The 13,567-nt window shown below is 74.1% G+C and carries 11 protein-coding genes and 2 pseudogenes; 5 read left to right on the top strand and 8 right to left on the bottom strand.

Annotated features, from left to right (window positions below; all coding sequences use genetic code 11):
- Positions 1–151 precede the first annotated feature (151 nt).
- On the bottom strand, positions 152–1,840 hold the full coding sequence (locus E5082_RS11430; protein WP_135791131.1) for a DUF885 domain-containing protein: 1,689 nt from the start codon (positions 1,838–1,840) through the stop codon (positions 152–154).
- 53 nt (positions 1,841–1,893) lie between these two features.
- A complete protein-coding gene (locus tag E5082_RS11425; protein WP_030808933.1) occupies positions 1,894–2,379 on the bottom strand; it encodes an Lrp/AsnC family transcriptional regulator in 486 nt (161 codons plus the stop codon).
- A 59-nt stretch (positions 2,380–2,438) separates the two neighbouring features.
- Between E5082_RS11425 and E5082_RS11420 the strand changes: the two genes are divergently transcribed.
- Positions 2,439–3,629 (top strand): trans-sulfuration enzyme family protein, encoded by a 1,191-nt coding sequence (locus tag E5082_RS11420; RefSeq protein WP_135791130.1) that lies wholly within the window; start codon positions 2,439–2,441, stop codon positions 3,627–3,629.
- Positions 3,630–3,704: 75 nt separating this feature from the next.
- Here E5082_RS11420 and E5082_RS11415 read toward each other — a convergent pair whose 3' ends face one another.
- The 3 genes from E5082_RS11415 to E5082_RS11400 form a co-directional block, all read right to left on the bottom strand.
- Positions 3,705–5,126 (bottom strand): GNAT family N-acetyltransferase, encoded by a 1,422-nt coding sequence (locus tag E5082_RS11415; RefSeq protein WP_190045245.1) that lies wholly within the window; start codon positions 5,124–5,126, stop codon positions 3,705–3,707.
- A gap of 198 nt (positions 5,127–5,324) precedes the next feature.
- Positions 5,325–6,170 carry an alpha/beta fold hydrolase gene (locus tag E5082_RS11410; protein ID WP_135791129.1) on the bottom strand — a complete coding sequence of 282 codons (846 nt, stop codon included), beginning with the start codon at positions 6,168–6,170 and terminating at the stop codon, positions 5,325–5,327.
- A 103-nt stretch (positions 6,171–6,273) separates the two neighbouring features.
- Entirely contained in the window at positions 6,274–7,041 is a 768-nt protein-coding gene (locus E5082_RS11400) for an alpha/beta fold hydrolase (protein ID WP_135791239.1), read from the bottom strand.
- Between the two features lie 154 nt (positions 7,042–7,195).
- Between E5082_RS11400 and E5082_RS11395 the strand changes: the two genes are divergently transcribed.
- Together E5082_RS11395 and E5082_RS11390 are read left to right on the top strand one after the other, a co-directional pair.
- Positions 7,196–8,110 carry an RNA polymerase sigma-70 factor gene (locus tag E5082_RS11395; RefSeq protein ID WP_135791127.1) on the top strand — a complete coding sequence of 305 codons (915 nt, stop codon included), beginning with the start codon at positions 7,196–7,198 and terminating at the stop codon, positions 8,108–8,110.
- A gap of 155 nt (positions 8,111–8,265) precedes the next feature.
- On the top strand, positions 8,266–9,024 hold the full coding sequence (locus tag E5082_RS11390; protein WP_135791126.1) for a GntR family transcriptional regulator: 759 nt from the start codon (positions 8,266–8,268) through the stop codon (positions 9,022–9,024).
- 470 nt (positions 9,025–9,494) lie between these two features.
- On the opposite strand, the gene E5082_RS11385 is transcribed toward E5082_RS11390, so the two are convergent.
- From E5082_RS11385 to E5082_RS11375, 3 genes and pseudogenes are all read right to left on the bottom strand, one after another.
- Positions 9,495–10,646: an ROK family transcriptional regulator gene (locus tag E5082_RS11385; RefSeq protein WP_086695149.1), complete on the bottom strand. Its 1,152-nt coding sequence runs from the start codon at positions 10,644–10,646 to the stop codon at positions 9,495–9,497.
- 77 nt (positions 10,647–10,723) lie between these two features.
- Positions 10,724–11,377, bottom strand: a complete 654-nt coding sequence (locus E5082_RS11380; RefSeq protein WP_135791125.1) for a response regulator — start codon at positions 11,375–11,377, stop codon at positions 10,724–10,726.
- A gap of 14 nt (positions 11,378–11,391) precedes the next feature.
- Positions 11,392–12,276, bottom strand: a pseudogene (locus E5082_RS11375) (sensor histidine kinase); the annotation flags it as partial.
- A gap of 147 nt (positions 12,277–12,423) precedes the next feature.
- Between E5082_RS11375 and E5082_RS11370 the strand changes: the two are divergent.
- Positions 12,424–12,690 (top strand): annotated as a pseudogene (locus E5082_RS11370) (two-component sensor histidine kinase); the annotation flags it as partial.
- Positions 12,669–13,565, top strand: coding sequence for an ABC transporter ATP-binding protein (locus E5082_RS11365; protein ID WP_135791124.1), 897 nt, complete (start codon positions 12,669–12,671; stop codon positions 13,563–13,565). The pseudogene E5082_RS11370 and the gene E5082_RS11365, both read left to right, overlap by 22 nt.
- The last annotated feature ends 2 nt before the right edge of the window (positions 13,566–13,567 follow it).

Here is a 13,567-nt window from a genome sequence, read left to right as displayed (position 1 = left end):
CCCCGGCCGGCCCGGCCGCCCGGGGCGTCTCCAACGCCCGGTCCGGGCCGTTGCGCTGCATGGGCGGCCCACCTCCCTCGTGCGACGGCCCCCGCACCAGCAAGCAGCCGGTACGGGAGCCACGCCACCCGGGCACGGCCGTACGGCCGAGTCAGAGCCGGGACAACTCGTCCACCAGGTCGTCCAGGCCGAGCGAACCCTGGGACAGCGCCGCCATGTGCCACGCCTTCGGGTCGAAGGAGTCACCGTGCCGCTCCCGCGCCCGCTCCCGGCCGAGCAGCCAGGCCCGCTCGCCCAGCTTGTAGCCGATCGCCTGGCCTGGCATCGTCAGATAGCGGGTCAGCTCGCTCACCACGAAGTCCGCCGGACGGCTGCTGTGCGCCCGGAAGAACTCCTCCGCGAGCTCCGGCGTCCACCGCTCACCGGGGTGGAACGGCGAGTCCGCCGGGATCTCCAGCTCCAGGTGCATACCGATGTCGATGATCACCCGGACCGCGCGCATCATCTGCGCGTCCAGGTAGCCGAGCCGCTCCTCCGCGTCCGTGAGATAGCCCAGCTCGTCCATCAGCCGCTCCGCGTACAGCGCCCAGCCCTCGGCGTTGGCGCTGACCATGCCCACCGTGGCCTGGTAGCGGGACAGGTCCGTCGCGACGTGCGCCCACTGCGCGATCTGCAGGTGATGGCCGGGCACGCCCTCGTGGTACCAGGTGGACACCAGGTCGTACACCGGGAACCGGGTCTCGCCCATCGTCGGCAGCCAGGTCCGGCCCGGCCGGGAGAAGTCCTCCGAGGGCCCCGTGTAGTACGGGGCCGCAGCGCCGCCCGGCGGGGCGATACGGGACTCCACCCGCCGTACCCGTTCGGCGAGTTCGAAGTGGGTGCCGTCCAGATCGGCGATCGCCCGGTCCATCAGGCCCTGCAGCCACTCCCGGACCTCGTCCACGCCGTCGATGTGCCGGCCGTGCTCGTCCAGGTGCGCCAGCGCCACCCACGGCGTCCCGGCGCCCGGCAGCACCTTCTGCGCCTCCTTCTCCATCTCGCCGAGCAGGCGGTGGAATTCCGACCAGCCGTAGGCGTACGCCTCGTCCAGGTCCAGGTCGGTGCCGTTGAAGTAGCGGGCGCAACGGGCGTACCGCTCACGGCCCACCGTGTTCGGGGCGTCCGCGACGGCCGGGGCGTACACGTCCCGCATCCAGTCGCGCAGGGAAACCACCGAGGCCGTCGCCGCGCGGGCCGCCTCGTCCAGCTCCGCGCGCAGCGCCTCGGGACCGGCCGCGGCGAAGTCCTCGAACCAGCCGCGCCCCTCGCCGGTGTCCGCCCACTCGGTGAGCTGCTCGACGAAGGTGGCCGTCGGCCGGGGCGCCGCGTACAGACCGCGCTCCAGACCGAGGGCGAGGGAGGCGCGGTAGCCCTCGTAGGCCGCCGGGACGGCGCGGAGCCGCTCGACGAGGGCCGCCCAGTCCTCCTCGGTCTCCTGCGGGGTCACGGAGAAGATGTCCCGCACCGAGTGACCCGGTGTGTGCATGTTGCCGACCGCGCGCAGGTGTTCGTGCGCGTCGTGCATGGCCAGGTGGGCGGTCAGCCGCTCCCGCAGCAGCCGCCCGCAGCGGCGCTCGGCGTCACTGTCCGCGCCTGGCAGGCGCTCGGCCTCGTCCAGCCGGGCGAGCGTCGTACGCGCAAGACCGGCCAGGGCCTCCTGGCCGGCGGGGGAGTAGTCGGGCAACCGGCGGGAACTCTCCCGCACACCGAGGTACGTGCCGGTGACCGGGTCGAGGGCGATGAGGTCATCCACATAGGCGTCGGCGACCTGACGGGGCAGCAAGCTCTTGGTGTCGGACATGGCGCCCATCCTGATACCAGAGGCGCGCCCGCGTCACCCGTGCACCGGTGATTTCAGCTCTCGGCATGACCCGGCGGCAGCAGGGGCCCGCACTCCCACTGCTGGAAGATCAACCGGGTCTCGACCCGCGCCACTTCACGCCGCGAGGTGAACTCGTCCAGCACCAGCCGCTGGAGGTCGGCCATGTCGGCGACCGCCACATGCACCAGGTAGTCGTCCGGGCCGGTCAGATGGAACACCGTCCGCGCCTCCGGCAGCGCCCGCACCCGCTCCACGAACGGCCCGACCAGCTCCCGCCGGTGCGGCCTGACCTGCACCGACAGCAGCGCCTGCAGGCCCCGGCCCAGCTTCGCCGGATCCAGCCGGAGCTGATGGCCGAGGATCACGCCCGACCGGCGCAGCCGGGCCACCCGGTCCAGACAGGTCGACGGTGCCACCCCCACCCGTGCGGCGAGATCGCGGTACGTGGTCCGGGCGTCGTTCTGCAGCAGCCGGAGCAGATGCAGATCCACCGGGTCCAGTACGACAGAGGCGTCCATCGGCCGAACGTAACACGGCTTTCAGCCCCCTGAACCCGTTGAGTGTTCACCCTTCGGTCATGGAATCGAGCAGCAACGGCGCCGCCGACACCGTACGCAGGGCACTGGCCACCGAGGCCGTGCACGCCGGCCGGGAGGACCTGACCGCACAGGGCCTGCACACCCCGCCCATCGACCTCTCCACCACCTACCCCTCCCACGACAGCCGGGACGAGGCCGCCCGCATCGACGCCTTCGCGGCCGAAGGCATCCTCCCCGAGGGCCCGCCCGTCTACGCCCGGCTCGGCAACCCGACCGTGGCCCGCTTCGAGACCGGCCTCGCCCGCCTCGAAGGCACCGAGTCCGCCGTCGCGTTCGCCAGCGGTATGGCCGCGCTCAGCGCCGTGCTGCTCGCCCGCTCGGCCGCCGGCCTGCGCCATGTGGTCGCGGTCCGGCCGCTGTACGGATGCAGCGACCACCTGCTGACCGCCGGACTGCTGGGCACCGAGGTCACCTGGACCGACCCGGCCGGGATCGCGGCGGCGCTGCGCCCCGACACCGGTCTGGTGCTGGTCGAGTCCCCGGCCAACCCCACCCTCACCGAGGTCGACATCCGGGCCGTCGCCCACTCCTGCGGGACCGTACCGCTGCTCGTCGACAACACCTTCGCCACGCCCGTCCTGCAACGCCCGGCCGAGCACGGCGCGCGGCTGGTGCTGCACAGCGCCACCAAGTACCTCGGCGGGCACGGCGACGTCATGGCCGGAGTGGTGGCCTGCGACGAGGAGTTCGCCGGGCAACTGCGGCGAATACGGTTCGCCACCGGCGGGGTGCTGCACCCGCTGGCCGGCTATCTGCTGCTGCGCGGTCTGGCCACGCTGCCGGTCCGGGTCCGCGCGGCCTCCGCGACCGCCGCCGAGCTGGCCCGCAGGCTTGCCGCCGACCCGCGCGTGTCCCGCGTCCACTACCCGGAGCTGGGCGGCGCGATGGTCGCCTTCGAGGTGCACGGCGACCCGCACGAGGTGATCGCCCGTGTCCGGCTGATCACCCCGGCGGTCAGCCTGGGCAGCGTCGACACCCTCATCCAGCACCCGGCGTCCATCAGCCACCGCATCGTGGACACCATCGACCGGCACGGCGCCGGAGTGGGCGACCGGCTGCTGCGGCTCTCGGTCGGCCTGGAGGACACCGAGGACCTGTGGGCCGACCTGTCCGGCGCGCTGGGGGAGCGGGTTCTGGCGCCGGTGCCGCTCTTCGAAGGCGTCAACTGAGTTTCTGTCACAAGGAATTCCCATGACGACGGCCCGGCGGCTGGTCACCGCCGGGCCGTCCGCCGTACCGGGAGGTCAGAGCCGGAGCTGCTCGTCGTCGCGCCTCGAAGGGGTGCCGGTGCGGGCCGGGTCCAGCCGGGCGGTGATCACGAGGGTGCCCTCCTCGACCTGGTAGTCCAGGGGCAGCCCGAGTCCGCGCATCGCGGCGACCATCCCGGTGTTGGCGGAGCGGGTCACCGCGTACACACTCGCGCAGCCCGCCTCCACCGCCATCCGCACCAGCCGCTCCAGCAGCTCGGCGCCGACACCGCGCCGCTGCCAGTCGTCCTCGACCAGCAGGGCGACCTCGGTCTCCTCGCCGTCCCACAGCAGATGACCGAGGCCGACCAGGCGGCCCGAGGCGGTCTGCGCGGCCAGGGTGCGGCCGAAGCGCGGGCTGAGCAGGTGGTTCAGATAGCGGTCGGCGTCGCGCACCGGCCCGTGGTAGCGCAGGTCGAGGGTGCGGTCCGAGCAGCGCTCGTGCATCGCCCGGGCCGCGTCCAGGTCGCCGGTGTCGACCCGGCGCACGGTGATCGCGTTGCCCTCGGGCAGCGTCAGCACGTCGTGCGCGCGCGGGATGCGCGGGCCGAGGCGGCTGTCCAGCTCCACCAGCGCCCGGGCCCGCGCGAACTCGGTGGGGGTGAAGGGCAGATACGGCCGCTCCACGCTCAGCACGCCCCCGCCCGGCGCCCGCAGGCGGAGCACGGTGTCCTCCAGCACCCCTTCGGCGGGCACCGGTTCGCCGCGCGTGCCGGCGGGCAGCGAGCGGATCGTGCACCGGCCGAGCAACTGGCGCAGGGCCAGCGGGAGTTCGGCCGCGTCCAGTGCGGTGCGGGTGGCGAGGCTCAGGACGCGGGTGGGGGCGTCGACCAGATCGTGGGCGTCGGCCCGCTCGATCCAGGTGGAACTGCCGCCCGACTCCGCGATCACACGGGTCAGTTCGGCGGCCGTCAGGGGGTCCGGGGCCCGCAGCAGGAACTCGTCCACGGTGCCGTCGGCCAGCGGGTGCGTCTGGAGGCTCAGGATGTCGACCCGGTGCGTGGCCAGCGCCGTGCAGAGCGCGGCCAGCGAGCCGGGTTCGTCCCGTACGGTCGTCCGCATCCGCCACAGGGCGCCGGGGCCTCCTTGCGCGGACGGCCCGGCCGGGTGCGCGGACGCGCTCGGCCGGGCGCCGGTATCGCTGGTGTCACCGGTGGGCGGTGCGTGCACATGGCGCCGGGCCCACCAGGTGTGGAACCCGGCCGTCGCCGCCAGGGCGAGCGCCGAGATCAGTAGCAGGGCGGGACCGTCGGGGCCGTGCCCGATCAGGTTCGCCACCGCGTCGGCCACCGCGACGGCCGTGAACAGGGCCGCGAGTTCGACGAGGTCCCGCCGCCAGTGGTGCACGGGACGCCCGTGCCGGGTCCGGATCGCGCCCGGCGTCGATTTCCGGTTCGTTCGAGAGATGTCCGCAGTCATGCGGCCACTGTGCAGGAATGGTGTTGCGTGATCACGAACGCTCTGTGACCTATGGGTTAAGCATCGTTGTGCCCGACTTCGTCGCACTTTCCACCACCAGCGGACGCCCCGTCAAAGCCGCTGCTCCGGCTCGCGGTTGGCGTGCCGCGCTCCGGGGGATGACGCCGGTGCGCGACACGCCTCCGAGGGTACGGGACGTCAGGCGCCGACCGCGCGGCTGCTGCCGTCCAGGATGACGCGGGCGACGAGCGCCGGGTCGTCGTTCATCGGGACGTGTCCGCAGCCGGGCAGCCGGACCAGCCGGGCGTGCGGGATGATCCGCTTGGCCCGCACACCCTGGCGGCGCAGCAGAATCCGGTCGTGCGCACCCCAGGCCACGGTGACCGGAACGCCGGCCAGCGGGTCAGTGAACCGCACGGTGGTGCCGGTGCGCAGCGTCGCCTCGAACGCGGTGGCCCCGGCCAGTGCCAGCGTCTCCGCGACCACCGCCTCCGGGGCCCGGCGTGCGGGACGCCGGTAGATGGTGCTGGTCAGCGCGGTGCGGCCGGCCGCGCTGCGGGACAACCGCTCCACCACCGGCAGTGGCAGCCGCTGGGCAAGCCCGCGCATGGTGAGCAGCACGCCGAAGGCGTACCGCCGCTCGGCCTCGGTCCAGAACCCCGCCGGGGCCAGCGCGGTGACGGACCGTACGGCCTTCTCCCGGCCCAGCTCCAGCGCGAGCAGCCCGCCGAGGGAGTTCCCGGCCACGTGCGGGCGGTCGAGGTCCAGCGCCTCGAACAGCGCGCCCAGCACGGAGTTGATCGTCGGGAGATCGTGGGCGAGGCCGTCGGGCAGGTCCGGCGAGGCGCCGAAGCCGGGCAGGTCCACGGCGATCACCTCGCGCTCGGTCGAAAGGATGTCCACCACCGGGTCCCACGCCTGCCGGTGGTGCCCGATGCCGTGCAGCAGCACCAGCGGATCACCCCGCCCCACCCGCTGGTACGAGACGGTCACATCCTTCGTCCCGGCCGGGGCGGGAACCTGGAAGGAGACGGTGGCGGACATACGAAGCTCCTCGGTACGGCTGCTGACGGACGCCGTAGACAGCTTGTCAGCAATTGCTACCGGCGGGTAGCCCCGCGCACCGTGTCGCTGAACTCCGCTGATTTCAGGCCGCGAGCGCCGCGGCGACCAGGCTGGCGAAGGCCTCGGGGGCGTCCAGCATGACGTTGTGCCCGCAGTCCGCGACCGCGACCACGGACACCCCGGCCTCCCGCAGCCCGTCCTCGCCCGGCAGCGGCCCGTCGGCCTCGGGGCGGAGGAAGGTGCGCGGAATGTCCAGGCGCACCAGCAGCTCCCGCATGGTCGGGACCGTGCCACGGGCGAGCCCGGCGGCGCTGCGGTGCAGGGCCGTACGGTCGGTCAGCCGCATGGTGGCCCACCAGAACGCGCCGGTCCGGTCCCGGACCTCCTCCCACCCGCCGTCCGCGAACTCCGCCTCGGAGTAGGCCGCGATGCCGGCGCTGCCGAGCGCGCCCCTGGCGGGCTCCACCGGGTCGAGGTTGGCGTCGATCAGCATCAGCCGGGACACCAGCTCCGGGTGCCGGTCGGCCAGCACGATCGCGACGGCACCGCCCATGCTGTGCGCGATCACCTCGGCCCCCGTCACCCCGGCCCCGGCCAGCGCGGCGGCCAGTGCCCCGGCGTGCGACTCGAGGCTGTAGTCGAAGTCGTGCGGCCGGTCGCTCAGCCCGTGTCCCAGCAGGTCGACCAGGAGCGTGCGGTGCCCCGCGACCAGCGGATGGGTGGCCGCCTCGGCGAAGTAGGCGGCCGCCGTGGCACCCAGACCGTGCAGATAGACGCGGGGCGCGTCGCTCCCCGGCAGCTCCACCCAGCGGATGCGGTCACCTGCGGCGGTGACGACTGCGTCCCGGATGCTCACGGCATTCCCCCTGCTCGACGGCGTACGAGCGGATGATCTCAGACCTTCGCCCGCCCCGCCCGGCGCCGCCCCGCCGGGCTCCGCAACGCGCCAGGAACGACCGAATTCGTCTGGACACCGGCGGGTGCGCCGGGATGGGATGGGAACCGTGACGACCGAGACCGCGATCGATGTCTTCGAAGAGAACCGTCCACTGCTGACCGGCGTCGCCTACCGCATGCTGGGCCGCGTCGCGGACGCGGAGGACGTGGTGCAGGACGCCTGGCTGCGCTGGTCCCGCGCCGATCGCGCCGAGGTCCGCGAACCCCGCGCCTACCTGGTCCGCGTCACCACCCGGCTGGCCCTGGACCGGCTCCGGCAGGTCAAGTCGCGCGGCGAGGCGTACGTCGGCCCCTGGCTGCCCGAGCCCTACACCACCGATTTCGGGGACACCGTCCCGGACACCGCCGACCGGGCGCTGCTCGCCGACTCCGTGTCCGTCGCCGTCCTCGTCGTACTGGAGTCGCTGTCCCCGCTGGAGCGCGCGGTGTTCGTGCTGCGGGAGGCGTTCGGCTATCCGTACGCCGAGATCGCGGAGCTGCTGGACCGGGGCGAGCCCGCCGTACGGCAGCTGGCCGCGCGGGCCCGCAGACACGTGGAGGAACGCCGGCCGCGCTACGACGTCGACCCCGCCCAGCGCCGGAAACTGACCGAGCGGTTCCTCGCGGCGGCCACGGAGGGTGACCTCGACGGGCTGATGTCCCTGCTCGCGCCCGACGCCCGTCTGGTCGGCGACAGCGGCGGCAAGGCCAAGGCCCCGGTGCGGGTGCTGTTCACCGCGGACAAGGTGGGACGCTTCCTCGCCGGGGTGTCCTCGAAGAACCTGCTGCCCGACATGACCCACCGGTTCATCGAGGTGAACGGCGGTGTCGCGGTGCTCGTGCTGTCCGAGGGCAGGCCGGACACCCTGTTCCAGCTCGGCATCACCGACGGCGCGATCAGCGCCGTCTACATCATCCGCAACCCGGACAAGCTGCGCGTCCTCGCCGGGGACGGAGCCCCTCGGCGTGCGAACTCCATGTGAACGCTCGGTCACCCGGGCACCGGGCGAGTGGGCAGGGATGGGACAATTGGTCTTGACCAAGCATCAGGGCCGCCCTATGGTCACAAAGAACTGCAACAACCTTTAATAAACAAGGGCGCCAAAACCGCCGGAGCACGGCACTCGCGGAGGACAGGGTGGGGACCACGCAACTGGAAACGGTGCCGGAGCCGAAGTACTTGCACCTCAAGACCGTACTGAGCGAGGCGCTGGACTCCGAGTTCTCGGTGGGTGAGATCCTGCCGAACGAGCGCGATCTCGCCGCCCGGTTCGGCGTCGCCCGCGCCACGCTCCGGCAGGCGCTGGAGCAACTCGAGCTGGAGGGACGACTGCAGCGCCGCCGGGGGGTCGGTACGACCGTCGCGCCGCCGCGCGTCGGCGTCGCCCTCGGCACCGGGCGGCAGACGTGGCCCGGCACCGGTGACGACGTCTGGCAGCCGATGGACTGCGAGCGGGCCGTACCGCCCGCCCCGGTCGCGGCCGCCCTGGGCACCGGTACCGAAGAGGTGCACCTCGTACGCCGGTTCCGGATGTCGCAGGGCCGGCGGGTCGCCACCGAGCTGCTGTACGTCCCGGCCGCCTCGGTGCCCGACCTGAGCGCGATCGACGCGCCCTCGGGACCGGCCCGCGCCCGTGCGGTGCTGCGCGAACTCCAGCGGCTCGAACTGGACGGCCAGGACCGCGCGGTGGAGCTGGGCTCGGCCGGCGCGGAGGACGCGAAGGAACTCGACCGGCTGCCCGGCTCGCCCGTCCTCGTCGTCACCACCCGGTTCGCGGCCGAGGGTCGTACCGCCGCGCTCGGCGTGGCCACCTACCGCGCCGACACCTGCCGCCTCACCTTCGGCGACACCCCGGACGTCGAGATACACCACGACCCCGAGCGACGCGCCTCCTGAGAGCGGCAGCACCAGCACCGCGCACCCCGCCGCGCCCCGGAATCCCACCGGGGCGCGGCGGCGTGCGGGCCGCCCGCCCCGCACCCGCCTGGCGCACGGTGCCGCGTCACATGGGCCACCGCCCACCAGCCGCCCCCCGAAACCCGCTGGGGCGCGGCAACATGCCCGAATGCACCCCGCGAGGGCGACCGGTGCCGCTTCACTCGGGTCACCCGCATCCCGCGGCCCCCCGGAACCCCACTGGGACGCAGCGGCATCTGGGCCGCACGTCCCTCGTGCACCCCGCGAGGGCGACCGGTGCCGCTTCACTCGGGTCACCCGCATCCCGCGGCCCCCCGGAGCCTTCACCGTGTCGGAATCCGGGCCGCACGCCCCTCATGTGCCCCGCGACGGCGCACCGTGCCGCTGCACAGGGGCCACCGCGCATCCCGCCGACCCCGAATCCCGCTAGGGGCCGCGGTGTTGTCGCCTCACGCTCCCACGGCGCCCTCGACCGCGAACAACTGCCGCTCCACATGGTCCAGCGCCAGCCGCAGCGCACCCGTGGCCACCACCGCCTCGCCCAGCAGGGACAGCGCCACGGCCGGGGGCCGCAGGCAGTAGCGGGCCAGTTCGCGGCGGAGCGGGTCGAGGACCCCGTCCAGGCCGGCCGCCCAGCCGCCGACCACCACCAGCTCCGGATCGAGTGCCAGCACCAGCGCGGCCACGTCGTGCACCAGCCGCTGGATGAACCGTTCCACCGCGGCCAGCGCCGAGCCGTCGCCCTCCCGTGCCAGGGCGAAGACCTCGGTGACCGCCTGCTCGTCCAGCGGCGGCAGCGGCTCGTCCGTGGTGGACAGCAGGGCCTCCGGGGTCGCCTCCCGGCCCAGCAGATGCAGCGCGCCGATCTCCCCGGCCGCCCCGCCGTGCCCCCGGTGCAGCCGGCCGCCGATCAGCGAGCCCGCGCCCGGACTCAGCCCGGCCAGCACGAACACCACGTCGTCGGTGTCCTTCGCCGCGCCCTGCCAGTGCTCGGCCACGGCGGCCACGTTGGCGTCGTTCTCCACCAGCACCGGGCACCGGAAGGAGCGGCTGAGCCGCTCGCCCAGGTGGAGCCCGGTCCACTGGGGCAGCGCGGTGCCCAGGCGAACCGTTCCGTCGGCCTCGACGATGCCCGGAGTGCCGACGCCCACCGCGCGCAGCGAGCCCCGTGGGACGCCGGTGCGGCGCAGCAGCTCGGCGACCGTGCCGCGCAGCCGCTCCAGCCGCTCGTCGGCCGGCGCCTTCTCGTCGACGTCGCGTGTCTGCGTGCCCAGCACCCGCCCGTCCAGGTCGGAGACGACCGCGACCACCCGGTGCGCGCCGATCTCCAGCCCCAGCAGATGCCCCGCCTCGGCCCGGAACCGGAACCGGCGCGCGGGCCGCCCCTGACGGCGGGCGGTACCCTCCTCGGCCGCCCGCTCCACCACCAGACCCGCCTCGGCCAGGCCCTCCACGACCCCCTCGACGGTCGGCCGGGACAGCCCGGTGGCCCGGGTGATCTCCGTGAGCGTCGCGCAGTCGGTGTCGCGCAGCGCGCGCAGCACCACCGCGGAGTTGATCCTCCGCAGTAGCGAGGGATCGCCACCGGTCAACTGCCCCACGGTCCGTCCTCCCAGCTCGCGGGCGTGTGTGGGGCGGATCGTACTCGGCCCCGACCACCCCGGCGAGGGCCGGGCGGTCACCGGGGTGCGACGAAGCCCGACTCGTAGGCGGCGATCACCGCCTGGGTGCGGTCGCGCGCACCCAACTTGGCGAGTACGGCGCTCACATGCGACTTCACCGTCTCCGCCCCGACGACCAGCGCGGCGGCGATCTCCGCGTTGGTCAGCCCGCGCGCCATCAGCCGCAGCACCTCCGCCTCGCGCTCGGTCAGCCGCGCCTTCGCCAGCGGTTCGGCGTCCGCCCGGCCCGCGCCGTACCGGGCCGCCAACTGCCGTACCGACGCGGGGAACAACAGGGACTCGCCCGCAGCGACCAGCCGTACCGCGTGCACGATCTCCTCCGGGCGGGACCGTTTCAGCAGGAACCCGTCCGCACCGGCGCGCAGCGCCTCGTAGACGTACTCGTCGTCCTCGAAGGTCGTGACCACCAGGATCTTCGGCGGCTCGGCCACCGTGCGCAGCACCGCGCGGGTCGCCTCGATGCCGTCCAGAAGCGGCATCCGGATGTCCATCGCCACCACGTCCGGCCGCAGGCTCCGTACCAGGGGAATCACGGCGGCCCCGTCGGCCGCCTCGCCGACCACCTCGATGTCGGGCTGCGCCGCCAGCACGGCCCGCAGACCGGCACGGACCAGGGGTTCGTCGTCGACGAGGAGTACGGTGACCGGCATCCGGCCAGCGTAGATCAGCTCAGGGGAAGCTCGGCCCGTACGAGCCAGTCGCCCGCTTCCGGGCCGGTGCGGGCGCTGCCGCCGAGGAGGGCGGCGCGTTCCCGTATGCCGCGCAGGCCGCTTCCGCTCATGGGCGCGGAGCGGGCCGTCGGGAGCGGATTGCTTATCTCCACGGCCAGTTGGCGTCCCCCGGCCGTCACCCGTACCCGTACCGGCACCGCGCCCGCGTGCCGCAGGACGTTGGTCAGCGCCTCCTGGAGGATGCGGTAGCCCTCGCGGGACACCGCGCCGGGCAGGGACTCCACCGGGCCCGTCGCCCGGAAGTCGACCTCCGCACCGGAGGCACGCGCCGACTCCAGCAGACGGTCCGCGTCCGCCAGCGTCGGACGGGCGCCCGCCGGCCGTTCCGTCTCGCGCAGCACCCCGAGGACCCGCTCCAGGTCCTCCAGCGCGGCCCGGCCCGTCTCCTCGATGGCTGTCAGCGCCCGCCCGGTGAACTCCGGGTCCCCGGCCGCCCGCGCGGCCCCCGCCTGCACCACGGCCACGGTCAGCGCGTGCCCGATCGAGTCGTGCAACTCCCTGGCGATGCGGGTGCGTTCGAGGAGCTGCTCGGTCCGCTCCTCCAGCGCGGCCAGCCGCTCGGCCGCCGAGGGCCCCAGCAGGCGGCGCGCACACCGGGTCACCAGCGCGCCAAGGCCGAGCACCACGCCGTACAGCGCGAGGAGGGGGAGCGGGGCCAGCAGGGCGTAGGCCCGGTGCGGCGGGAGCCCGTCCAGGAAGGAAGGCGGCAGACCCCACGCGCACTCCGCCAGCTCGATGGTCAGGACCGGCAGCCGCACCGTGGCGAACATGGCGACCGCGCCGAGCAGCATCCGCAGTTCCAGCCAGAGCAGTGGCCGCCGTACTCCTTGGTGAGGTCGCGGAGTTCGATGCTGGTCATGGCACGAGCCTCGCCGGAGGGGCGGCCGCGTACCTCCCCCGCGAGCGGGGACCCGCTCCCCCGCGCGGGGGAGGCCGCTCCCGGGGGCGGCTGTCAGGATGGCCGCATGGTCCGCTTCCTGCGCCCGCTGCTGCGCGGGACGACGTACACGCGGCTGCTGCATCTGTGGGTGCCCATGCTGAGCGTGGCGTTCTGGATGTTCATCGACCCGCGCACCCCATGGGCGCCCGCACTGTTCCTCGTCCCGCTCGCGCTGATCCCGGCCGTGCGGCGGGGCGAGGGGGTGCAGGCGCGCCTGCTGCTGACACCCGGCGAGGCGGAGCCCGGCATCTCCGAGGAGCCCGCGCGGAGTTGGCGGGACCGGGGGCGCACAGACGCGCCGTCGACGGCCTGACCCTCACCGTCCGCCCCGGCCGGGTGACCGGCTTCCTCGGCCCCAACGGCGCCGGCAAGTCCACCACCATGCGCCTCGTCCTCGGCCTGGACCGCCCCACCTCCGGCACCGCCACCCTCGACGGCCACCCCTACGCCGGACTCCGCGACCCACTGCGCCGGGTGGGCGCCCTGCTCGACGCCCGCGCCGCCCACGGCTCCCGCACCGCCCACGACCACCTGCTGGCCCTCGCCGTGAGCAACCGCCTCCCCGCCACCCGAGTCGGCGAGGTGCTGGAGCGGACCGGCCTCGCCCCGGTGGCCCGGCGCCGGGTGCGCACCTTCTCCCTCGGCATGCGCCAGCGCCTCGGCATCGCCGCTGCGCTGCTCGGCGACCCCGAGGTGATCCTGCTCGACGAACCCGCCAACGGCCTCGACCCCGAGGGCATCGTCTGGGTCCGCACGCTGCTGCGCGGGCTCGCGGCCCAGGGCCGTACGGTCCTGGTGTCCAGCCATCTGATGGGGGAGACGGCCGCCTTCGCGGACCACCTCGTCGTCCTCGGCCGGGGCCGGCTCCTCGCCGACACCCCGGTACGGGACTTCATCGACGCCCGCGTGCGCCCCCGGGTCCGGGTCCGCAGCACCGACGCCGACGCGCTCGGGACGCTCCTCGCCCGGCACGGGCACGAGGGGGAGCGGGCGGCGGACGGCACCTGGACCGTACGGCACGCGCACGTCGAGGAACTCGGGCGGCTGCTGGCGGGGGAGGGGCTGCCCGTGCTCGAACTCGCCGCCGAGGAAGCGAGTCTGGAGGAGGCGTACCTCGACCTGACGGCCGGCGAGGCCGAGTTCACCGCACAGCCGCAGGAGGTCTGACC

The sequence above is a fragment of the Streptomyces griseoluteus genome (assembly GCF_004784465.1).
Lineage (GTDB): Bacteria > Actinomycetota > Actinomycetes > Streptomycetales > Streptomycetaceae > Streptomyces > Streptomyces griseoluteus.
The sequence above is the reverse complement of the archived record's forward strand: the minus strand, read 5'-3'. Positions and strand labels throughout refer to the sequence as shown.

Excerpts from the sequence above, each read along its gene's own strand:
- E5082_RS11430 (WP_135791131.1), bottom strand. The coding sequence starts at position 1,840 with ATGTCCGACACCAAGAGCTTGCTGCCCCGTCAGGTCGCCGACGCCTAT.
- E5082_RS11425 (WP_030808933.1), bottom strand. The coding sequence starts at position 2,379 with ATGGACGCCTCTGTCGTACTGGACCCGGTGGATCTGCATCTGCTCCGG.
- E5082_RS11420 (WP_135791130.1), top strand. The coding sequence starts at position 2,439 with ATGGAATCGAGCAGCAACGGCGCCGCCGACACCGTACGCAGGGCACTG.
- E5082_RS11415 (WP_190045245.1), bottom strand. The coding sequence starts at position 5,126 with ATGACTGCGGACATCTCTCGAACGAACCGGAAATCGACGCCGGGCGCG.
- E5082_RS11410 (WP_135791129.1), bottom strand. The coding sequence starts at position 6,170 with ATGTCCGCCACCGTCTCCTTCCAGGTTCCCGCCCCGGCCGGGACGAAG.
- E5082_RS11380 (WP_135791125.1), bottom strand. The coding sequence starts at position 11,377 with ATGCCGGTCACCGTACTCCTCGTCGACGACGAACCCCTGGTCCGTGCC.